The following is a 19,264-nucleotide window of genomic DNA, read 5'->3' as shown; positions in this document are numbered from 1 at the left end:
TAGCAGTGAATTGGGGGAAATAACAATGTTTTACCGAGATACTCATGCACATAAACGTATAAAAGTCGGCTGACAGATATAAAAAGAGCAGCCAAATGACTGCTCTTTTTCATTCGTTAGTACTAAATCGATCTGTTCATACCCAACACATCGTATCGAACAACAAAAAATTAACGAGCAACCATGCTTGCTGCGATAACAACCAACAGTACTGAGAAAATCTTCTTAATCGTTGGGACAGGTAAATGGTTGGTGGCTTTTGCACCCATTGGAGCCGTAAACCAAGAAGTGCACACAATACCAAGCAACGCAGGTAGATAAACAAAGCCAGCAAAACCGTCGGTTAGCGCAAAGTGGCTGCTGCCTGAGCTGATGTAACCTATCGAACCAAATAGCGCGATGACAATGCCACAAGTAGACGCACAACCGATGGCCTTTTTCATATCGACAGAGAAAAACGTTAATAGCGGAACCAGTAATGCACCGCCACCAATACCTATCATGGCAGACAAGCCACCCGTAATGGTTGTCAGCACAGTTAGCACGCCCTTGTTCGGCAGTTTACGTTCTTTAGGTGAATCATTTTTGCTGCTCAAGAACATCTTGATCGCAATGAGAACCACGCTCACAGCAAACACAATGCGAACGACTTTTTCCGGCAACAGAGCCGCCATAAAGCCACTAACTAATGCGCCAAGAGCAACACCGAGCATGATCCAAGGCGCCAGATCCCAAGGCACGTTGCCATTCTTGTGGTGAGCAAGTGCAGAAGAAGTTGAGGTGAACAGTATCGATGCCAACGAGGTAGCGATGGCCGCAACAACCACTTGATCCGCAGGTAGAATCTCTAAGTGAAGTAAAATACTGCTTAGCACCGGAACAATGATCAGCCCCCCGCCAATCCCCAAAAGCCCGGCAAGAAAACCAACACCACAGCCTAATAATGCACAGTATAAAATCAACAACAGCAACTCACTCATTTCATCCATCTCTTAATTAAATTAATTGTCTTAAATAACGCACTATTAATGTGGTTATATTTCCATCAAGCTAATTAATATAACTGACACCGACTTAAATATTCAAACAGAATAGATCATGAATATTCCTCATGTTCAATGTGAAGTAATACCATTGTTAATGGTGAACCTATCCACGTATAAAAACCTTAAGCGATTAACTTTATACGACAGTAATGCTACTAAGCATTAATTTCAGACAGCATAGCTTTCGATTCTTAATCTGGTCACAAGCAAAAAATAAAAGCCGTTTTAATACTAAAGACCGAGAGAATCAGAAAAAAAATTGGGATACCAAATTAGCATGAATAAAGAATTTAATTTTACGATTAAGAGCATTAGTCTCGACGAAAACTACCAGCCTGCAGACAGCACGCGTATCACAACCAACTTTGCTAACCTGGCTAGAGGCGACAGCCGTCAAGCGAACTTGCGTAATGCACTACAAATGATCGATAACAGTTTCAACGCGTTAGCGCACTGGGACAACCCTAAGGGCGACCGTTACTCTGTTGAGCTTGAAATCATTTCTGTTGATATGGACATTGAAAGCAACGGTGAAGCATTCCCTTCAATTGAAGTACTGAAAACCAATATCCTGGACCGAAACACCAACGAGCGTATTGAAGGCATTATCGGAAATAACTTCTCTTCTTATGTTCGAGATTATGACTTTAGCGTACTTCTGTTGGATCATAATAAAGGCCAAGATAAATTCAGCATTCCAGAAGATTTTGGTGATTTACACGGCAAGCTATTTAAATATTTCGTTAATTCTGACGCTTACAAAAAGAACTTTAATAAGCCACCTGTTATTTGCTTAAGCGTGTCAGATAATAAAACCTATTACCGCACTGAAAACCAACACCCAGTATTAGGTTTTGAATACCAACCGAATGAGTCTTCTTTAACTGAGCAATATTTCAAGAAGATGGGCTTACAGGTTCGTTATTTCATGCCGCCAAACAGTGTTGCACCTTTGGCTTTCTATTTCTTTGGTGATCTGCTGAACGATTACTCTAACCTAGAGCTTATCAGCACCATCAGCACCATGGGTACGTTCCAGAAGATCTACCGACCTGAGATTTACAACGCGAACGCGGTTGCGGGCAACTGTTACCAACCAAATTTGAAAAACTTGGATCACTCGCTAACTCAAATCGTGTACGACCGTGAAGAGCGAGGCCAGCTAGCAGTTGAGCAAGGTAAGTTCGCAGAAGAGAATTTCATTAAGCCATACCAATCGGTTCTCGATAACTGGTCGGCAAATTACGCACTTTAATCGTCTATTGCGCTCTCAAACCACCCAAGGATAGGCAGTATTATTATGAAAACACTTTTACCGACTTCAACAGCGGGCAGTTTGCCGAAACCGTCTTGGCTTGCACAACCAGAGACGCTTTGGTCGCCATGGAAACTGCAAGGCGATGAACTCACAGACGGCAAACAAGATGCGCTGCGTGTGTCTCTACATGAACAGCAGCAAGCAGGCATTGATATTGTAAGTGACGGCGAACAAACACGTCAGCACTTTGTAACGACCTTCATTGAACACCTGAATGGCGTTGATTTTGAAAAGCGTGAAACCGTTAAAATCCGTGACCGTTACGATGCAAGTGTACCGACAGTCGTTGGCCCTGTTTCTCGTCAGAAATCCGTTTTTGTCGAAGATGCTAAGTTTTTACGTCAACAAACGGATCAACCTATTAAATGGGCTCTACCGGGGCCTATGACCATGATTGATACACTTTACGATGCGCATTACCAAAGCCGTGAAAAGCTCGCGTGGGAATTTGCAAAGATCCTTAACGAAGAAGCGAAAGAGCTAGAAGCTGCAGGCGTTGATATTATTCAGTTCGATGAACCTGCATTTAACGTGTTCTTTGATGAAGTAAATGATTGGGGCATTGCTTGCTTGGAAAGAGCCATTGAAGGGCTTAAGTGCGAAACAGCTGTGCATATTTGCTATGGCTACGGTATCAAAGCGAATACGGATTGGAAAAAGACGTTAGGCACAGAGTGGCGCCAATACGAAGAGGTATTTCCTAAGCTGCAGCAATCGAATATCGATATTATCTCTTTAGAGTGCCACAACTCTCATGTACCACTTGAGTTACTTGACCTGGTTCGAGGCAAGAAAGTGATGGTCGGCGCGATCGATGTTGCAACCGATTCCATTGAAACACCAGAAGAGGTAGCTAACACTCTGAGAGAAACACTTAAGTATGTTGATGCAGATAAGCTCTACCCTTGCACCAATTGTGGCATGGCCCCCCTACCTCGCGAAATTGCCTCAGCTAAGCTTAATGCGCTAAGTGCTGGCGCAGAGATCGTTCGTAAAGAGATTTCAGCGTAACGTTTTCTCAAAAGGATCTACAAAGTTAAGATCTTAAAGCCTAAGTGTCACATTGATGCTTAGGCTTCTGTACTCTTCTCAACTTCCACTCTCTATTTATCTATTTATCTATTTATCTATTTATCTAAGAAGATAGCCATCTTCTTCAGAGTGCTTAGCGCCTTATCAAGCTCGTCTCTTTCAATGCCTTCAGCGCCACTTTCTGCCCATACTTCCTGTTTTTGATCTAATCGGTTATATGCATCCCTACCCTTTTCAGTCATGTTAACCAATTTTGCTTTTTTGTGATTTGGGTTATCAAGCCAAGTTAGTAAACCATCTTTCACCATGATGTCGGTAACACGCTGAGTCGCTTGTCTGCTTTGCCCCATAATACGGGCAATTTGAGAAACCGTGACCAGATCATCGGACTTTTCGATCGCACCCATCACCTTCCATCTGGCACTGCTTAACCCTAACTCTTCGGTTAATTTGTCACCCTCTGCATTCAATAGACCACTGACCTTAAAGATCTCTAGTGCGATCTTTGTGAAAACTTCTCCATTCGTATCCATAACACTCACTTTGACAACATGCTGTCATTAAATTAGACTTAAACTAAATTGACAACATGTTACCAAATTAAAGGCGCAAATGATATGAAACCAATAATCCACAAAACAGCGGCATTAACAGCAACACTGTGTGTCGCGACATTCTTTACCAGTACATTGTTTGTAGAACTGTTTGGCACTTTGGAATCAGTGAAGCTAGTCAAGTCGATGATCGTTTTTCCGGGCTTGTTTATTCTTGTCCCAGCCATTGCTATCACTGGTGCAACCGGTGCAGCTATGGCAAAACAACGTAAAGGGAAAATAGTTGAACGTAAAAGTAAACGCATGCCAATTATCGCGTTCAACGGGATCGTTATTTTGATTCCGGCCGCTTACTTTTTAAATCAGTGGGCAAGTTTAGGAGAGTTCGACTCAGTGTTTTATGGCGTTCAGGTTTTAGAACTGATAGCAGGCGCGACCAACCTAACACTGATGTCTTTGAATATCATGGACGGCAGAAAGTTTCGCCCTAAGAAGGTAAAACAAGGCTAAGCTCATCGTGTTTAAGCAAACCGATGAGCTTTATACGCGGCTGTTTACCAGGTTTTATCTAGGTCTTGGGCATATAAAGAGATCGCTCGTTGGTACTCTTTGATCGCCTCGTTATTCGTCGTGGAAACTAAAAGCTCAAGTAACAGCGACGTCGCCTCTTTATGGCGGCCTAAATTGTACAGGCACATTGCATAAAAAGGCTTCACTTCTATCGAGTCAGGATATTCAACCATCGCCTGCTCGAAATAGTCTAAAGCTTTTGTATAAAGGCCAAGGCTTCGATAAGTACTCGCCAAGCCGAACAGCGCATCAAAACGTTCTACTGAAGAAAGCACACCAGACAGAGACAATACATAGTGCTCAATCGCCTGTTGCTCTTTGCCTTGGTTGTCGTAAGACCACGCAATCTGTAAATGTGCTTTCGCTGCATAACTTTTATCGCTTAGCAGCGTCGCCAATAAGTCACGAGACTCTTGATACTTTTCTTCTTTTCGCAATTCGATTGCTTGTTTGATAACGGTGTCCATAATTCTCCCTGACGCTAAGCGCTGTGCTTTGCGTTCATTTCCTCGAACATCTGTTTATAAGACTGAGTTTGCAGTGCCGATTGAGTCAACCCGAACTTACTGGCTAACAACTCAAGCTCACTTTTATACACAGACAACTTAGATTCATCGTCCGTCATGATTGCAAATTCGGCAAAATCACCAATACCCGCAAGAGAATCGACCGTGATATGGAACTCTCCAACAAAGTAAATACTGCGAGTTTTCTGCGCTTTAAGAATCACTTCGTATCCCAAGTTCTCTAGCATGCTCTTGGCGTTCGTCGCATCGGTGATATCTGTCGCTTCGCATCGATCAGGCTCAGGGCCTTTTACAATCCATAACTTGATACCCGACGGATCCATAGTGCGAATACACAAGCTTTTGTTGTGAGCCTGTAAGCTTCTATCAGGGCTATCGAAATACCAATCACATTCTAGGTTGTCTTGCAGCATGACTTCATGAGGAATTAGGTTTAAAGTTTTCAAGAACTCAGACTTAGAGCCAAGTCGATACTTGAGCTCAACCTCATATTTGCCTTTGAAATGCTCGTTAGTCATAGATTAGCTCGATGCAAAAAAGGCGATACTAGCACACGAACCGCATCCGAAATACAAACTGACGCACAACACAAACTAAAGCCGTAAAACTATGTCCGACATGCTAGAACACGCTTCCATTCTTCTTGGTTCATAGCACCTTTCGGAAGGTAAATGTTGCGTTTTTGCATCGTACCTTTCGTGTATGAAAGCTTGATAACTGACCCGATGTCAAAAGGAAGAATATTTCCCTGTAACTTGATATCGCAAGCGTAACCATCGAAACAGACATGATTGTTCGATATTTCAAAAGAGCTATTGCGAAACTTCCACCATAGCGTCACGACTTTTAATACCGCAACAGAACTGAGCATCAACTCAATAGTTGGCAGTGATTGAGGGTTACCATCAAATAGCCAATAAACAGACAACAATAAGAACGCAGCGAGTGCGAACTCAAGCAGTGTATATTTAACTAAATTTAACTGGATACGGTTATCCATGACACCCTCTCAATGATGATCCTAAAAGCAGTTCCATTTCAACGAGCCCTTCCACTTCATACAACTTAGTAAAACCTTTTGATTGATAAAGCTTAATGACGGGACTCTCACTGAACACACGCAGCACTAATTGAGCCGATGCTTGATTGTTCGCATGTTCAATAGCTAGATCGAGACACTTAGAGCCAAAGCCTCTACCTTGATATTCAGCTAATATCTGCAAGTCCCTAAGAAACGTTGTATCACTGGTGTAACTGAAGCGGATAACACCAATACGGCTATCCCCTACATAAATTTCATAGTTATCCAGTTCATCCCAGCTACGTAAAAACTGACTATGACCCCAAACGATGCCACGAGCTTGGTAGTAACTCGCCATATTCGTTTTGGTGATCGATTCTGCGAACTTAGGATCGGAACCTTTGACTAACCTTACTTCCATATTGTGTCCTTTGTTTCTAAATCAAACATTGAGCAATACGTAATTAAAGTACCAAGAGTATTGCATAGTGTTTGAACCATCCTAATCAATCTGATTCCTTGTTTAACGCCTTCTCTAACCACATTGAACTGATGTATTGACCGTTTTTCTTCGCATATTCATTGAACACTCCGACTTCTCGAAATCCAAAACGTTTATGAAGTGCTATTGAAGCCTCATTAGGTAAAGCAACACCTGAGAGTACGCGGTGAACACCATAATCACTAATCGATGCAAATAGCTGAGAATAAAGCTTAGAGCCTAAACCTTTACCTTGAGCTTCTGCCGCAAGATAAATAGTGACCTCTGCAGTGTCTTCAAATGCCGACATAGCCCGGTATTGCTGAGAACACGCGAAACCTAATAACACACCATTTTCTATCGCTCCATAAAGTTGATGTTTGCTGTTGTTTGAAAACTGAGCGAACCACTGCTGGCGATTTTCCAACGAAAATTTCTCTTCTTCAAAACGCGCGTTGGTGTGTTGAATATAGAAGTTAAAGATACCGGTGATGCCCGCAACATCAGGTAATGCCCCTACTCTTATTTCCATGTAATGTCCTTTTTAATTGTTGCGCTAAACACTAAAACCAATACATAGATAAATGCCACATATATTGAATCATCTTTGGAATGTTAGTTTTGTGTATTCCTACCAGTTGTACTCCATTTGCCGAGCGACTACCGTGGCAAATTCTAAACCATAGCGCTCAGACATCAGATGTAAGCTCATATCTATACCAGCAGAAATACCTCCTGAAGTTGTGAACTTCTCCGATGTTACCCATCGTTTATCACTAACCACATTTAAATCAGGGAACTGGTAATGCTAAGTCGGAAATATCTTCCCAATGGGTAGTGACTGTTACCCCCTTAAGTAAGCCAGCTTTAGCCAATAAAAACACGCCAGTACAAACTGACACAACTTGTTCAGCATTTGGCTCAACGGATACCAACCAATCCAGTACATTCGGCTTGTTCATCTCGTCAGTATGCACACCGCCAACTACCATTAACAAATCTATCTCTGGATGATTTTGTAACGAGTAGTCAGTCAGAACCTTAAACCCACCACGGGCGGCAACTGGCTCGGCGTGCTCAGAAACCATGAATACATTTAGATCTTCAGCACCTAAGCGCTTTGCCGTACTAAAAACCTCAAATGGACCAGAGAAATCGAGAACTTCTGCTTGATTATAAATATATATACCGATGTTCATTGTACCTCCATGTACAAAATGATGAATATTTTGGCCTACCTTCGCATCTTATTTAGCTAATTAACACACCTATTTAAAAACTCGAACATGTAGATAATTGACTTGTTTACAGCTGTCTATTTTCAACTGCGATAGAAAGAAGATGTGCCTGTATAACAGAGATCGTGAACACGATTAACGGCACGACTATTGAAAATAACGAGACGAAAATTATAAAGCCAGACATAAACAACTTCTCAATGTAACCAGTGCTATGAGCCCAATCCGCAACGTGGCCGTCTGCAAAAAGACCGAATGCACCATAATAATAAAATGCATAAATCACAGCAGACTTATGCCATGAACCTCGTTGAAGGTCATCTATTGTATAAATAGATGCGAAGCCCGCTAAAGCAACGCCCAACCATAAGAACACAAAGTCGATCGGGTAAACTGACGCTGTGGCTAAATAGTCTCCTCGAGAAATTAGCCATACAATTCCAAATCCTATAGTAAGCGTAATGAACGCATTTTTAATTATTAACCATCTCATACTTTCCTCCTGGATTCAGTATGGATAGATGCCAATATAGGATTGTATGAAAACCCGATCTTTTCGAGCTGCCTCAATGAATTTTGGGGGAGAAGTCAACGTGCGTTAAGAATTGGGCAACACCAAGCACGTTAACCATAATCACTGTGCATTCAATATTTGCGATTCAAAGAATCGAAGATCGATTAACTTGTTCGCCCTTCTGAATGCGTAGGTAAGTCTGGCTGTAATTCACACCAGCTCGCTTTGTAGTTGGTGTAAATTTGAGCATCAATTTTGACTGGAATTTCCACGTCGAATGTCGATATTGCTAGTTCGATGTTTTCTAAAGGTTCACCTTGTACTCTGAAGCCTAAACTTGAACCACAGTTGGAACAGAATGTTCGTGTTGTGCCGTTTGATGCCACAAACTCTTTGAGTCGATCTTTACCTGAAAGCCAGCTCAACCCTTGAACACCAACTAACGTACCAAAAGCTGCACCGTGAAATTTTCGGCACATTGAACAATGACAGTTGGCTACCTTTTCACTGAATCCATCAACCGAAAAGCGAACACTTCCACACAAACACGAACCTTTAAAACCTGTACTCATCCTGAGTCTCATTCCCTTTCATATACTGTGTTAACCCACTGGTTAAATTGGACTTCTAACCATTTAACGCATTACGCCAATATTGCACTATTTTATCTGAGACAAGTGAGCTGTTTTTAATGCTTATGTGATTGTGGGTATTCTGTTGGCTATTGAGCCAACTACACTAAAACTTGGCGAGTGTTCCTGATGAAGTAATGCACCTGACGTTCAATTTTTAGATCGACCATTTCTACTGGACGGCATCCGTTTGGACATGCCATACGAGGTGTTGTACCAAACAATCGACAGATTAATGGTCGCTCTTCATATACCTCACAACCATTCGGGCCTAAATGCACACAGTTGTATTCATCTAAGGCCGCTTCATGCTCAGCGTCAGATTTCCTTGGTAATCGCGACATTTCTTCCGAAGAAGTCGTTACTGGCCCACAACAATCATGACAGCCCTTAACGCATTCAAACGCAGGAATACTCTCGCGGAGGTATGCAATTATCTCTCTATTATCGTTCATCAATATCTTCTTCTCATGTAATACACGACTATTATAGAGCAATACATAATTCGCTAGAAGTTTAGAACTAACCTAAATCTAAAGCACCGCCGTATGGCGAAGTCATCAGGACCACTCCGTATGCAAATCGTCGATACGTAGGCAGAGTGCAGAACGATAGTTGTACCAATTACACCAAACCAAGTTAGAACAACAAACATTATGCATGAACTGTCAGCCTGAGTTTTCTTAAGTTCACTTTCCAAATTTTACGGGTTCAATGCCCTTATTTGTTGGTCTAACAACGACTGTATTGGCAATTAAATCATGCCAACCTTGTTTCTTTCCGCTAAACGCAATCCAAACAAAGCCAAAACACAGAGGAAGAATACTTATGTAATACGCAAGGTACCTTAAAATTGATTTACCTGTAGAAAGCGCCTCTCCGGTCTCCGCATTCACAACTTGAAGCTTCAAAGCAATTTTGCCTGGAGTGCCAGATCGATAAACCCAAAAGATGACTGTTGCGATAAAAGGGAGCACCCAGTTTAACAACACATCCCAGCCGCCTAAGATGAACTCATCTGAATCAAAATAATAGTCACCATATACCCAATACAATAAAGGCATGGTTACCAGTAAGAACAGGAATGTATCAATTAACGCAGCCCCTAATCGCACCCAAAAGCCTGCATACTCTAATTGCTCATTGTCCATAAAATATCCTATCTGTTTTGTTTAAATCACATTACAGCCGAGCGCTCTGTTGAATTGTGATGACGACTACCAACTAAAACGATTAGCACCCAAAGTAAAAGTGCCAAACGTTGTGAATCTTACCAAATCAATGCCTAGCACACCGATTATCGCTGCTTCATAAACGCCACAGCTAACCCAGAAGAAACGAATGTAATACCTGCACCAATATTCAACCCTGACACTAACTTAGGTTTGTTCCTGAACCACTCTGATAATTGAGACGAGAAGACACCCATTAAACTAAAACCAATTGCTGTTAATAGAGCAAACCAAACGCCATAACCGATCATTTGAGTTGTCACTGACCCTAAGTTTGGGTTTACAAATTGAGGTACAAAAGCAAGAACAAACATACCTGGCTTTGGATTAAGCGCGGCAGATAGAAAACCCGTAGAAAAGATAACTTTTAGAGACTGTTTTTTCGCTGGTTCCAATGTGAACAAATTTCTCGTACGAAGCACTTTCACACCCAACCAAATTAGGTAAGCTGCACCAACGAGTTTGACAACATAAAACGCTACTTCAGAAGTTTGAATGAGAAGGGTAAGCCCAAACGTCGCGGCAACGACATGAAATAGAATGCCCACTCCAGAAGACATACCTGACATTATTGCTGCCAATCGGCCTTGGCTTAAACCTCGACCTATAGCGAGCAAATTATCCGGCCCAGGCGAGATAACTAACAGTAAACAAGCCAGCGTGTAAGTAACAAATACCTCTAATGGAAACATAAAACCTCCTTGTAGTATGGCTCTTAGTGCTAACGTCGCGTTAATGAGTGAGTGAGCGACACATCCACATAAACTATTTCATCGTAAACACAAAACTCGACTGGGACGTGAGGCCACATTACGCAAGCATGAGTTAGCCTATTATGAATCCCACTTCACTTCAAAGCATATATATCGGCGTTAATGTGGTAAGCCATCGAAAGAAATTCACATCCGTCCACCAGACTTATTTTTACTCGATAGAACAAGTACAAACTTCGAATTGCTCGCGTCAACCGAAGGTCGCTTGTCATGTTTCCTTTGTGAAACCGATGCGAAATAAATGTGGTTGTTATGTAATTAGCATCTTTGATAGGCATATTGGCTTAAATGGTTCTCTATAAACTCGATATCTGCACGATAAAAATCATCAAGAGGAATAGCTGAGAGCTCTAGCCAATAGAAAGCTTGCTGTCTTTCTGCGTCGACCATTTTCGGTTCATCATTCTGAACCGCACGCAAAACTACATAATGAATCTCACCGCTGAAGTTATTCAAAGCTTGATGAGTGCCGAGAAGCTGTAAATCTTTAAGGCCTGTTTCTTCCCACAATTCTCTAATTGCGGCTTGGCTACCCGACTCACCGGAATCAACGGAACCTCCAGGGAATTCAAAAACCATACCTTGACCATGCCTAAACCTCGTAACAAAACGACCAACTGGAAGCAATACAACCAATCACTCATTAACCGCGGATCTCTGACCGTTTGGATTATTGAAGAAGCGATAAGCGGGTGGGCGAAAAGCAAACATAATATGCACGGGAGGCCACGTCGGTTCAGTGATTTAGCTATCACGACGGCGCTCATGGTGAAGCGAGTTTTTTCTATGCCACTGAGAGCGCTGAAAGGATTTATCGACTCGATACTTAGACTTGCCAATGTTCCATTAAGTTGTCCACATTACACCAGCATCAGTCTTAGAACCAAGCAGGTTTAGGTCTCATTTAAGACTAAAACGAGAGGAGCAATATATGCACCGAAAGATTACGCCTTGCAAAGACAAACTCCTTCAGAAAGCGTCCTTCGGTGCATATAATTTCAAGCGACTGACAGAAATGACTATCGCTAGAGACTAACCTAAATGGCTAACGCAAGAGACTAGCGTAAGCGTCTCAACACAACTTGTTGGTCGAGCTCATTCTGATAGTCCGTGTAATCAAGCCCTTGATCAAATATGTACTCAGTGACAAGAGTGCGAATGCATTCAACTAATGTGCTTGCTTGCCAAGGCTTCTCAAAGTAACGGTCGATGCCTGCTGCATTAATCGCATTGATGGTATCAGTATGAGTGGCCTGCCCCGTAAGAAGAATTTTCTTTGTATTCGGAAAGCGGCTGTCATGGAACACGTCAGTGAGTAACTCCACACCCGTTTTCCCTGGCATCACATGATCAGACACGATGACGGTAATGTGTTCGCCTTCTGCGTCAAGTTCATCAATGAGATCAAGCACTTCTTGTGCTGATTCACAATCTTCAATATTCAGCCAACTCGCCAGCGGCTCTAAATCTTGTACCACTGCGCTCAGTACTTCTCTCTGGTCATCGACACAGATTAAATTAAGCTTCTCCATGTTCACCCTCTACTGGTAACTTGATTCTAAATACAGTTTTAGAAGCATCGCTTTTCACAATAACACTTCCGCCATAACCCGCCACAATCCGCTTAACTATTGATAAGCCCAAGCCCAATCCAAACGATAAACCACCTTTTTTAGTGGTGAAGTTGGGCTGAAATACCTTTCTACGAGTCCCCTCGTCTATCTCAGGGCCGTTATTCGTGATCGTAACTAATATTCTTTTCTTACTTAATCTGGTTTGAATTTCTATTGCGGCATCATCTGAATTCAACATCGCATCGCAAGCATTCTTTACAATGTTGACCCAGATTTGAACGAGCTCTGTTTTCGAGCCTTTAAAAGGCGGCAAATCTGCAGGGCTCAGTCGCACAGAAACTCTACGCAACTCACTTTGTAACAACGATAAGGCATGATTAATGGAGTCATTAATATCCACCGCTTCTTCGGTGTCAATATCAACTCTGCCAAGTTGTTTAACCGATTTTACGATGCCAACGGTGTGTCTAGACGCCAAACGTAAATCATGTAAATCACAGCCCATCTGCCAAAAGCGAATCGCTTCTTCTGGGTTTTTCAGCCAATGTTTTGAAATAACGTCTGTTGTATATGAAGCGTCAATTGGAATCGCCTTTGCAAGAGAGCGTGCAATGTTTTTGTCTAAACCATATTTTCTTTCAAATTGTCGCCCACGTGTTCGTGCTTCTGACGACGACGTTTTCTGACCATGCATTAACCCAAAATCGAAAAATTGACTGGCTTCTGGATGCACTTCTTCAAGTAGTTCCATTATGACCGTTTCAAGTCGGCCAGATTTACTATTTACTACACCAATAGCGTTGTTAAGCTCATGGGCAATCCCTGCAGCCAATTGACCCAAGGTCGTCATTTGCTCAGCAGTATGTAACTTCTCTAGCGCTTTTTGTTTCGCTATCGCTTCTTGTGTTGCACGGCGTTGACGACGCGACAACTCATTGACAATCACAGGTGTGAACTGTGCGGTAAGAGGGCCAAATTTACGTTCATCTTCTGCCGGCGTGTCTTTATCGATCCACGCTAACTCAACATCGGTTTTGGCAACAACCGTTGAAGATGCTGTCCAATTACCTGAAAAGAAGCTATGAACACCTATAAAAGCCCCACTACCCGCGCTAAACACTCGCACTTGCGGTGTATTCGCTTCGGAATAAAACCCTTCCAGTTCTCCACTAAACACATAATATAAACGAGTGTTTAACGCTGATTGTTCAATAATGGTGTTACCGGCACGGCACGTCACCCGACGTTCTGTCTGATTAAAATAACGATCGATAAGTGCTTCTAGCTTTTGTTGATACACGTATCGTTATCCTATGTGACCAATTGAATGTAGCACCCACACCATAACAAAACTCAGTAGCACACCAACCACACCCAAAATAATACCGATTCTGGCCATTTGATTACTTTGCACATGACCAGTAGCATGAGCCAACGCATTTGGTGGCGTACTGATTGGCAGCGACATACCTAATGAAGCGGCAAAAGTCACAACCAGAATTAACGTTAATTCACCGCCTAGCGGCGTGAGTGAAGCCATAGACGAACCTAATGCAGCCATAATTGGCATCAACAAGTTAGCCGTTGCGGTATGTGACATAAAGTTTGCCATTACCAAACACAAGAACGCTGCTCCAAACAACACCACATATGGTGAGTAAGCATCAAACGGAATGCTGTGTACCACGAGCCTTGCTAAGCCAGTTTTATCAAGAGCTAAACCAAGCGCAATACCACCTGATACAAGCCACAGTACGTCCCAAGAAATCTTTTTCAGGTCTTCTTTATTGATGATCCCTGTGAGTGAGAACACAGCGACAGGAATCAGAGCGACGGTATAAGAGTTCATGCCATGGCTTGAGCCCATTAACCAAAGAATGATGGTCAGCGCAAAAGTGACGTATACCGCAATAGCTTTGGGCGTTTTAAGGAATTTACCTTTGATGCTTAGCTCGATTTTCTTTTGGTCAGCTTTGTACATAAAGCCTATTAAAAACCACGCTAACGCCATCATAATAACGACAAACGGCACACCAAATGCCATCCATTCGCCGAACGTAATGAGGTTGTCACCAACTAAATATTTAAGTGCAATAGCGTTCGGCGGGGTGCCGATTGGGGTACCAATTCCGCCGATGTTTGCTGCAACAGGGATACAAAGCGCAAACGCTATACGACCGGGGTCTTTCGGGCCAAACACAGCCAGTACCGGCGTTAAAATAGAGAGCATCATTGCCGTTGTTGCCGTGTTAGACATAAACATTGAAAAGATACCAGTGATCAACATTAAGCCGAGCATCACAAATTTTGGGTCTTGTCCAAATGGCTTCAATAATACACGGGCTAAGTTTACGTCTAATCGATATTTAGTGGCGGCCATCGCTAAGAAAAAACCGCCCAAAAACAGCATGATGATTGGGCTGGCGAATGTCGCCATGATGTCGCTGTATTTTAACAACTCACCAAAATGTTCTTGCCCATGCTCAAACCTTAAAAAGATCAGCCCTTTATCCGACAACATCAACAATTGCAGAACGATAATAACAACAGACGTCGCGTAAATCGGGATAGGCTCGAACACCCAGCACAATGCCGCTAATAAAAAGATCGCGATAACGCGTTGTTGAATAATCGTAAGGCCTTCAAATGGAAACGCTGATAGCGGCATTACGAGGATAATGAAAGGAATTAAAATAGGGATAATGTATTTAATATAGGGGCGCATAGCACAAAAACTCTTCCTGAGATAACAACTACTTAGAAATTAGATTTAAAGTTCTAATTCAGATCCGACAACGAATTATCGACCTCTTATCACTATTTCACTATCGGCTAGATCAATGATTACGTAATCGCGATATCCCCTTTTTCGATTCTGTGCGCTACCTCTACGTTTGTATGTCATTTACTGTTGCAATTAAATTCCGAGAAACAAAAGGCAAACGTTCGCCTTTGCGTGGGAGATCCGTAATATGCGAGCCATCTTTGACACCTAACTGGTTTTCAGAAGTAAAGAGCACAGCTGCATTATCGAGTAGCTCTTTTTTTCGATTTGAGATCTGATTAGCGTGTAAGTTGTACTTCTGCGCTAACTAGACTGATAACGTTGCATAAGTTAAATGCAACGTCCTAATTAAACTCACTTTTCTAACAGACGACACTGATACTCTGCAATGTGTTTTAGCTCCGATGTATGCGCAGGGAATCGTTCGTGAAGAAAGCACAATGCATCCGCTAGGGTTATCTGGTGTAGATTCGACGTATACCCAAAAACCAATCGGTGGACATTGTCATAGAACTCATCTGAATTATCCGAGCTTTGACACTGCGCCAAAATAGCTTGATCAATCTCATCGTCAGGATCTTCTAAAGGGCTATTGGCCTGTCGATAAAGATTAGAAAGCATTGCGTCATATTGCTCTTTCGACAGCTCTTCCTTGCAACGCAATATCCACGTCAGCGTAATGAGGTTATGCCCAAAGAAACCAAACTGTTTGAAGCACGCATGTAATACACGATTGAGATCTACGGCTTCGCTTGTGTCAGGGCTTCGTTCACCATCAGAACGGGTCGATGTGACAAATTCAGTGAAGCGGTTAAGGAATGCGGGAACTTGAGACGGCTCTAACTCACGGTAAACAAGGTTCAGCGCCAATAAGATTGTTACATTGTGGGAAAGGTATTCGCTGGTTTGAGAAGCCTGCGAAACGTAATACGCGAAGATGTCTTGAAAGCCCTTGTTCTCATGCCACTGCATTAAAGCAGCATACGCCGCTGGGTATACCCCGTTATCCAATATCCTTTGAATACGAAAATCTGAGAACTTTGGCGCTTGTAGCGTTGCAGAGTACTCACCTAAAACTTCAATCTCAGTTTGGTCTATCAGCTCACTCGTTTTAAGCCACACATTGTCTGTTTTAGCGAAATAGTTATTAAGGTGATTCGCAGCCAAATAAGCTTTTAAAGAATGAGGTTGATGGATGCTGGCACTGCTATAAAGTGCCTTTTCCAATAGTTGGTCGCTTGTCATGTTTCCTCCGTGAAACTGATGCTGAATAGAAGTGAATAAAACGCTCATGTCTGAAAATTGTACCCAAAGCAATGAACCCAACCTTTAATTCAAAATGTAAGGTTTTGAGAATCACAACAGATAACTTTGTTACACCAACACTTCATCGTAAGTACTGATTGATTTTAGTGCGCCACTTAAATCATTTCTCGTATTAAACTCATGCTTAACAGCAATAACGTCGCAACCACTAGATCTACCAGCACAAATACCAGCAGTTGAATCTTCAAACACGACTGCATGTTCAGCTGATACGTTTAGATTTTGGAGTGCAAGGTTATACGCTTCAGGGTCTGGCTTGTGCTTAGTTACGTGCTCTTGAGTGATTACAAGATCAAAAACATGGTCCAGTTGTAACGAAGTCAAAATATTATCGACCATCCATGTCGCAGCCGAGCTTACGACACCACATCTCTTACCTTCTTTTTTAAGATGTTCAATATACGATTTAGCGCCAATATTTAGCTCTAGCTCTTCACCTAACATCCGTTCGTAGTGGGTTCGAAAACAACGGCTAAATTCAGCTAGGTTTGGGGAAATCCCCGCATGGTCGAAAAAGTGCCCAGTCACTACCTGCCAATTTTCTCCCATGACATCTTTGTATATGTTGTAGTCCACTTGAACGTCATAATCTGCACAAGCTAGTGCCAATGCTTTGCCCTTTAACGGCTCTGAATTTACTAATGTTCCATCCATATCGAACAGATAAACTTCATAATCTTTCAATTTATTCTCCATGTTAACTTGTACAAAATCGCTATACGTGAAAGTCCCATTTAAAGCATCTAGAGGAACTTAAATAACAGCTCATGCAGTAATATGTCTACTACATAGTAAATTAAATATTCAAACCAAATTTGAACTATGCATATCTACTCAAATAGTTATCTATAAACTCAATATCTGCACGATAAAAGTCACCAATAGGAATCGCTGAGGGCTCTAGCCAATAAAAAGTTTGCTGTCTTTCTGCGTCGACCATTTTAGGCTCATCATTGTGATCCGCACGCAAAACTACATAATGAATCTCACCACCGAAGTTATTCAAAGCTTGATGAGTGCCGAGAAGTTGTAGCTCTTTAAGACCTGTTTCTTCCCACAACTCTCTAATTGCGGCTTGGTTCCCCGACTCACCGGGATCAACTGAACCTCCAGGAAACTCAAATACCATACCTTGGCTATGTCTAAAACGCTTTTGGATTAAGACTTTCCCTTCTCTTACAACCACGGCCATAGCAATATTTTTCATGTGAGCTTTCCTTGTACTTTAAAAAGCACTTTAAACAAAATGAACCAAGAATAAGGAGTTTGCTTTAGGTGTGCCGTTGTATTTGCACCAACGATTACTTAGCTTAAAAGAGACTCGCACTGGCTTAGCGATTGCTGCCTCCTGAGCATTAGGTATAAAACCCATGTAATCATTGCATCTAGAGTTATACCCAAGCCGAACATCAAACCGATAGTTTGAAGGGTAGGAACAAATATACTGGCTTGATAACACACAAAAGCACCGCCATAAAACACACTATTAACCACCAAAGATTGATAGAGCATGAGGTCTGTTCGACCAATACCATAGAAGTAACTGTCTATGACATTGTTGAAGCTAAACACAACATAAAATCCGACTAACAACCATACTAAATCGATAATTGGACCTGAGTTCTTAACCCCCATTACACTTGATATAAAGCCATCCCACATCGGTATTGTGATAGCCCAGGTGACAATGACCCCCACAGTTAGCCAAAAGTAACCATTGATTCGTTCAATCGATAACCCTTTGTTGGTTGCAGCGTCTTGCTTCACTAACTGACCTAAAGCTAATACAGGAAGTAACAACCATCCCCAAATAAATTGATTCGCAACCCAAAACGTTCCAGCTTGTTGTACTTGGTTCACTAATTGCAAAATCATGATGATAAAAGCTGTATTACGAACAAATGACTCTAGGCCTGACTTCCAACCAATAGCTACCCACTCCTTTAGCCATTTCTTTTGGCTGCAAAAACTATTTTCAAACTTGAGAGATACTCCTAATCTTATAAGATAAGTAATAGCGGCGGCTGCAAGTGTTAAATTGACGATAATATTGCTAAAAGCGATACCATGAACGCCCAGTTCAAAGGAAATTGGCAACTGGCTAACAAGTAGAATGTCACACAAAATAGTTAATATCATTTGTACGACTAACAATTTGTACAGAGTCTTCTTCTGATTTTTCAACACTAAAACTAACGATAAAAAGGCATAAACACTAGAAAGTAATATAGCTAATGATTCCAACCGGATATACTGTATCGTCGTAATAAATAGTTCTTTTTGTTGTAGCATTGCAGCGACAAAGGTTGGTGTAAACCACAGGACAACTACAGTGACTAAAAGATAACTCAATACTGTAATTTTTAGTCCAAGACTAACCCTCTCTTGAAATTTCCTATCATCACTTACAACCTTACCAAAGATAAATGCTAGCGGAATGAATAACGCTTCATGGAGTACCTCATAACCAACATTTAACCAAGCTACTTGCGCCGCGATGCTATATGTCCAAGGGCTTTCAATACTTCCTAACAAATGAATTCTAGTTGTCGCATAAATCAAGGGAATAAAGCTAGTAAGCATCAACACTAACCAGAGTTGATAATTAATATTTTTATTCATGTTCACTCTCTTGAAGTTA

23 protein-coding genes and 2 pseudogenes are annotated in these 19,264 nt (G+C 41.9%); 4 read left to right on the top strand and 21 right to left on the bottom strand.

Going from position 1 to position 19,264, the window contains the following annotated elements; all coding sequences use genetic code 11:
- Window positions 1-170: 170 nt before the first annotated feature.
- The gene (locus BCU75_RS19340) at window positions 171-980 is read right to left on the bottom strand and encodes a sulfite exporter TauE/SafE family protein (protein WP_102474821.1); all 810 of its coding nucleotides are present in this window, start codon (window positions 978-980) and stop codon (window positions 171-173) included.
- 343 nt (window positions 981-1,323) lie between these two features.
- On the opposite strand from BCU75_RS19340, the gene BCU75_RS19335 reads away from it, so the two are divergent.
- The gene (locus BCU75_RS19335; protein WP_102474784.1) at window positions 1,324-2,301 is read left to right on the top strand and encodes a DUF1852 domain-containing protein; all 978 of its coding nucleotides are present in this window, start codon (window positions 1,324-1,326) and stop codon (window positions 2,299-2,301) included.
- Between the two features lie 45 nt (window positions 2,302-2,346).
- Entirely contained in the window at window positions 2,347-3,375 is a 1,029-nt protein-coding gene (locus tag BCU75_RS19330; RefSeq protein WP_102474783.1) for a methionine synthase, read from the top strand.
- Between the two features lie 116 nt (window positions 3,376-3,491).
- Here BCU75_RS19330 and BCU75_RS19325 read toward each other — a convergent pair whose 3' ends face one another.
- On the bottom strand, window positions 3,492-3,929 hold the full coding sequence (locus BCU75_RS19325; protein WP_102474782.1) for a MarR family winged helix-turn-helix transcriptional regulator: 438 nt from the start codon (window positions 3,927-3,929) through the stop codon (window positions 3,492-3,494).
- A gap of 84 nt (window positions 3,930-4,013) precedes the next feature.
- On the opposite strand from BCU75_RS19325, the gene BCU75_RS19320 reads away from it, so the two are divergent.
- Entirely contained in the window at window positions 4,014-4,460 is a 447-nt protein-coding gene (locus BCU75_RS19320) for a hypothetical protein (protein WP_102464614.1), read from the top strand.
- 44 nt (window positions 4,461-4,504) lie between these two features.
- On the opposite strand, the gene BCU75_RS19315 is transcribed toward BCU75_RS19320, so the two are convergent.
- The 12 genes and pseudogenes from BCU75_RS19315 to BCU75_RS19260 all read right to left on the bottom strand — a co-directional run bounded on the left by BCU75_RS19315 (window position 4,505) and on the right by BCU75_RS19260 (window position 11,517).
- The gene (locus tag BCU75_RS19315) at window positions 4,505-4,987 is read right to left on the bottom strand and encodes a tetratricopeptide repeat protein (RefSeq protein ID WP_102474781.1); all 483 of its coding nucleotides are present in this window, start codon (window positions 4,985-4,987) and stop codon (window positions 4,505-4,507) included.
- Window positions 4,988-5,001: 14 nt separating this feature from the next.
- On the bottom strand, window positions 5,002-5,565 hold the full coding sequence (gene cyaB / locus BCU75_RS19310; protein ID WP_102474780.1) for a class IV adenylate cyclase: 564 nt from the start codon (window positions 5,563-5,565) through the stop codon (window positions 5,002-5,004).
- Between the two features lie 89 nt (window positions 5,566-5,654).
- The gene (locus tag BCU75_RS19305) at window positions 5,655-6,047 is read right to left on the bottom strand and encodes a hypothetical protein (protein WP_102474779.1); all 393 of its coding nucleotides are present in this window, start codon (window positions 6,045-6,047) and stop codon (window positions 5,655-5,657) included.
- A complete protein-coding gene (locus tag BCU75_RS19300; RefSeq protein ID WP_102474778.1) occupies window positions 6,040-6,489 on the bottom strand; it encodes a GNAT family N-acetyltransferase in 450 nt (149 codons plus the stop codon). Before BCU75_RS19300 ends, BCU75_RS19305 begins: the two co-directional genes overlap by 8 nt.
- An 85-nt stretch (window positions 6,490-6,574) precedes the next feature.
- Entirely contained in the window at window positions 6,575-7,081 is a 507-nt protein-coding gene (locus tag BCU75_RS19295; RefSeq protein ID WP_102474777.1) for a GNAT family N-acetyltransferase, read from the bottom strand.
- A 99-nt stretch (window positions 7,082-7,180) separates the two neighbouring features.
- Window positions 7,181-7,748: pseudogene (locus BCU75_RS19290) on the bottom strand (DJ-1/PfpI family protein).
- Window positions 7,749-7,854: 106 nt separating this feature from the next.
- Window positions 7,855-8,280 (bottom strand): hypothetical protein, encoded by a 426-nt coding sequence (locus tag BCU75_RS19285; protein WP_102474776.1) that lies wholly within the window; start codon window positions 8,278-8,280, stop codon window positions 7,855-7,857.
- 185 nt (window positions 8,281-8,465) lie between these two features.
- The gene (locus BCU75_RS19280) at window positions 8,466-8,873 is read right to left on the bottom strand and encodes a GFA family protein (protein WP_102474775.1); all 408 of its coding nucleotides are present in this window, start codon (window positions 8,871-8,873) and stop codon (window positions 8,466-8,468) included.
- A gap of 161 nt (window positions 8,874-9,034) precedes the next feature.
- Window positions 9,035-9,388 carry a YkgJ family cysteine cluster protein gene (locus tag BCU75_RS19275; RefSeq protein ID WP_076679176.1) on the bottom strand — a complete coding sequence of 118 codons (354 nt, stop codon included), beginning with the start codon at window positions 9,386-9,388 and terminating at the stop codon, window positions 9,035-9,037.
- Window positions 9,389-9,622: 234 nt separating this feature from the next.
- Entirely contained in the window at window positions 9,623-10,084 is a 462-nt protein-coding gene (locus BCU75_RS19270) for an RDD family protein (RefSeq protein ID WP_102474774.1), read from the bottom strand.
- Window positions 10,085-10,230: 146 nt separating this feature from the next.
- A complete protein-coding gene (locus tag BCU75_RS19265) occupies window positions 10,231-10,857 on the bottom strand; it encodes a LysE family translocator (RefSeq protein ID WP_102474773.1) in 627 nt (208 codons plus the stop codon).
- Between the two features lie 339 nt (window positions 10,858-11,196).
- Window positions 11,197-11,517 carry an NUDIX hydrolase gene (locus BCU75_RS19260; RefSeq protein ID WP_102576966.1) on the bottom strand — a complete coding sequence of 107 codons (321 nt, stop codon included), beginning with the start codon at window positions 11,515-11,517 and terminating at the stop codon, window positions 11,197-11,199.
- A 9-nt stretch (window positions 11,518-11,526) separates the two neighbouring features.
- Between BCU75_RS19260 and BCU75_RS19255 the strand changes: the two are divergent.
- A pseudogene (locus BCU75_RS19255) lies at window positions 11,527-11,832 on the top strand (transposase); the annotation flags it as partial.
- 164 nt (window positions 11,833-11,996) lie between these two features.
- On the opposite strand, the gene BCU75_RS19250 reads toward BCU75_RS19255, so the two are convergent.
- The 7 genes from BCU75_RS19250 to BCU75_RS19220 form a co-directional block, all read right to left on the bottom strand.
- Entirely contained in the window at window positions 11,997-12,470 is a 474-nt protein-coding gene (locus BCU75_RS19250; RefSeq protein ID WP_010438444.1) for a response regulator, read from the bottom strand.
- Entirely contained in the window at window positions 12,457-13,812 is a 1,356-nt protein-coding gene (locus BCU75_RS19245; RefSeq protein ID WP_102474771.1) for an ATP-binding protein, read from the bottom strand. Before BCU75_RS19245 ends, BCU75_RS19250 begins: the two co-directional genes overlap by 14 nt.
- Before the next feature lie 6 nt (window positions 13,813-13,818).
- A complete protein-coding gene (locus BCU75_RS19240) occupies window positions 13,819-15,237 on the bottom strand; it encodes an SLC13 family permease (protein ID WP_004733551.1) in 1,419 nt (472 codons plus the stop codon).
- Window positions 15,238-15,651: 414 nt separating this feature from the next.
- Window positions 15,652-16,542, bottom strand: coding sequence for a hypothetical protein (locus BCU75_RS19235; protein WP_102474770.1), 891 nt, complete (start codon window positions 16,540-16,542; stop codon window positions 15,652-15,654).
- Window positions 16,543-16,671: 129 nt separating this feature from the next.
- The gene (locus BCU75_RS19230; RefSeq protein WP_102464627.1) at window positions 16,672-17,319 is read right to left on the bottom strand and encodes an HAD family hydrolase; all 648 of its coding nucleotides are present in this window, start codon (window positions 17,317-17,319) and stop codon (window positions 16,672-16,674) included.
- A gap of 124 nt (window positions 17,320-17,443) precedes the next feature.
- Window positions 17,444-17,830, bottom strand: coding sequence for an NUDIX hydrolase (locus tag BCU75_RS19225; protein WP_102464628.1), 387 nt, complete (start codon window positions 17,828-17,830; stop codon window positions 17,444-17,446).
- A 98-nt stretch (window positions 17,831-17,928) separates the two neighbouring features.
- The gene (locus BCU75_RS19220) at window positions 17,929-19,245 is read right to left on the bottom strand and encodes an MATE family Na+-driven efflux transporter (protein WP_102464629.1); all 1,317 of its coding nucleotides are present in this window, start codon (window positions 19,243-19,245) and stop codon (window positions 17,929-17,931) included.
- Window positions 19,246-19,264: the final 19 nt, after the last annotated feature.

Source organism: Vibrio splendidus (assembly GCF_002873455.1).
GTDB classification, from domain to species: Bacteria; Pseudomonadota; Gammaproteobacteria; order Enterobacterales; family Vibrionaceae; genus Vibrio; species Vibrio splendidus_J.
The sequence above is the reverse complement of the archived record's forward strand: the minus strand, read 5'-3'. Positions and strand labels throughout refer to the sequence as shown.

What these genes read in the sequence shown, in the direction of transcription:
- BCU75_RS19335 (WP_102474784.1), top strand. Translation starts at nt 1,324, where the DNA reads ATGAATAAAGAATTTAATTTTACGATTAAGAGCATTAGTCTCGACGAA.
- BCU75_RS19305 (WP_102474779.1), bottom strand. Translation starts at nt 6,047, where the DNA reads ATGGATAACCGTATCCAGTTAAATTTAGTTAAATATACACTGCTTGAG.
- BCU75_RS19220 (WP_102464629.1), bottom strand. Translation starts at nt 19,245, where the DNA reads ATGAATAAAAATATTAATTATCAACTCTGGTTAGTGTTGATGCTTACT.
- BCU75_RS19240 (WP_004733551.1), bottom strand. Translation starts at nt 15,237, where the DNA reads ATGCGCCCCTATATTAAATACATTATCCCTATTTTAATTCCTTTCATT.
- BCU75_RS19235 (WP_102474770.1), bottom strand. Translation starts at nt 16,542, where the DNA reads ATGACAAGCGACCAACTATTGGAAAAGGCACTTTATAGCAGTGCCAGC.
- BCU75_RS19315 (WP_102474781.1), bottom strand. Translation starts at nt 4,987, where the DNA reads ATGGACACCGTTATCAAACAAGCAATCGAATTGCGAAAAGAAGAAAAG.
- cyaB (WP_102474780.1), bottom strand. Translation starts at nt 5,565, where the DNA reads ATGACTAACGAGCATTTCAAAGGCAAATATGAGGTTGAGCTCAAGTAT.
- BCU75_RS19300 (WP_102474778.1), bottom strand. Translation starts at nt 6,489, where the DNA reads ATGGAAGTAAGGTTAGTCAAAGGTTCCGATCCTAAGTTCGCAGAATCG.
- BCU75_RS19260 (WP_102576966.1), bottom strand. Translation starts at nt 11,517, where the DNA reads ATGGTTTTTGAATTCCCTGGAGGTTCCGTTGATTCCGGTGAGTCGGGT.
- BCU75_RS19250 (WP_010438444.1), bottom strand. Translation starts at nt 12,470, where the DNA reads ATGGAGAAGCTTAATTTAATCTGTGTCGATGACCAGAGAGAAGTACTG.
- BCU75_RS19280 (WP_102474775.1), bottom strand. Translation starts at nt 8,873, where the DNA reads ATGAGTACAGGTTTTAAAGGTTCGTGTTTGTGTGGAAGTGTTCGCTTT.
- BCU75_RS19320 (WP_102464614.1), top strand. Translation starts at nt 4,014, where the DNA reads ATGAAACCAATAATCCACAAAACAGCGGCATTAACAGCAACACTGTGT.
- BCU75_RS19295 (WP_102474777.1), bottom strand. Translation starts at nt 7,081, where the DNA reads ATGGAAATAAGAGTAGGGGCATTACCTGATGTTGCGGGCATCACCGGT.
- BCU75_RS19340 (WP_102474821.1), bottom strand. Translation starts at nt 980, where the DNA reads ATGAGTGAGTTGCTGTTGTTGATTTTATACTGTGCATTATTAGGCTGT.
- BCU75_RS19330 (WP_102474783.1), top strand. Translation starts at nt 2,347, where the DNA reads ATGAAAACACTTTTACCGACTTCAACAGCGGGCAGTTTGCCGAAACCG.
- BCU75_RS19270 (WP_102474774.1), bottom strand. Translation starts at nt 10,084, where the DNA reads ATGGACAATGAGCAATTAGAGTATGCAGGCTTTTGGGTGCGATTAGGG.
- BCU75_RS19225 (WP_102464628.1), bottom strand. Translation starts at nt 17,830, where the DNA reads ATGAAAAATATTGCTATGGCCGTGGTTGTAAGAGAAGGGAAAGTCTTA.
- BCU75_RS19275 (WP_076679176.1), bottom strand. Translation starts at nt 9,388, where the DNA reads ATGAACGATAATAGAGAGATAATTGCATACCTCCGCGAGAGTATTCCT.
- BCU75_RS19265 (WP_102474773.1), bottom strand. Translation starts at nt 10,857, where the DNA reads ATGTTTCCATTAGAGGTATTTGTTACTTACACGCTGGCTTGTTTACTG.
- BCU75_RS19325 (WP_102474782.1), bottom strand. Translation starts at nt 3,929, where the DNA reads ATGGATACGAATGGAGAAGTTTTCACAAAGATCGCACTAGAGATCTTT.
- BCU75_RS19285 (WP_102474776.1), bottom strand. Translation starts at nt 8,280, where the DNA reads ATGAGATGGTTAATAATTAAAAATGCGTTCATTACGCTTACTATAGGA.
- BCU75_RS19230 (WP_102464627.1), bottom strand. Translation starts at nt 17,319, where the DNA reads ATGGAGAATAAATTGAAAGATTATGAAGTTTATCTGTTCGATATGGAT.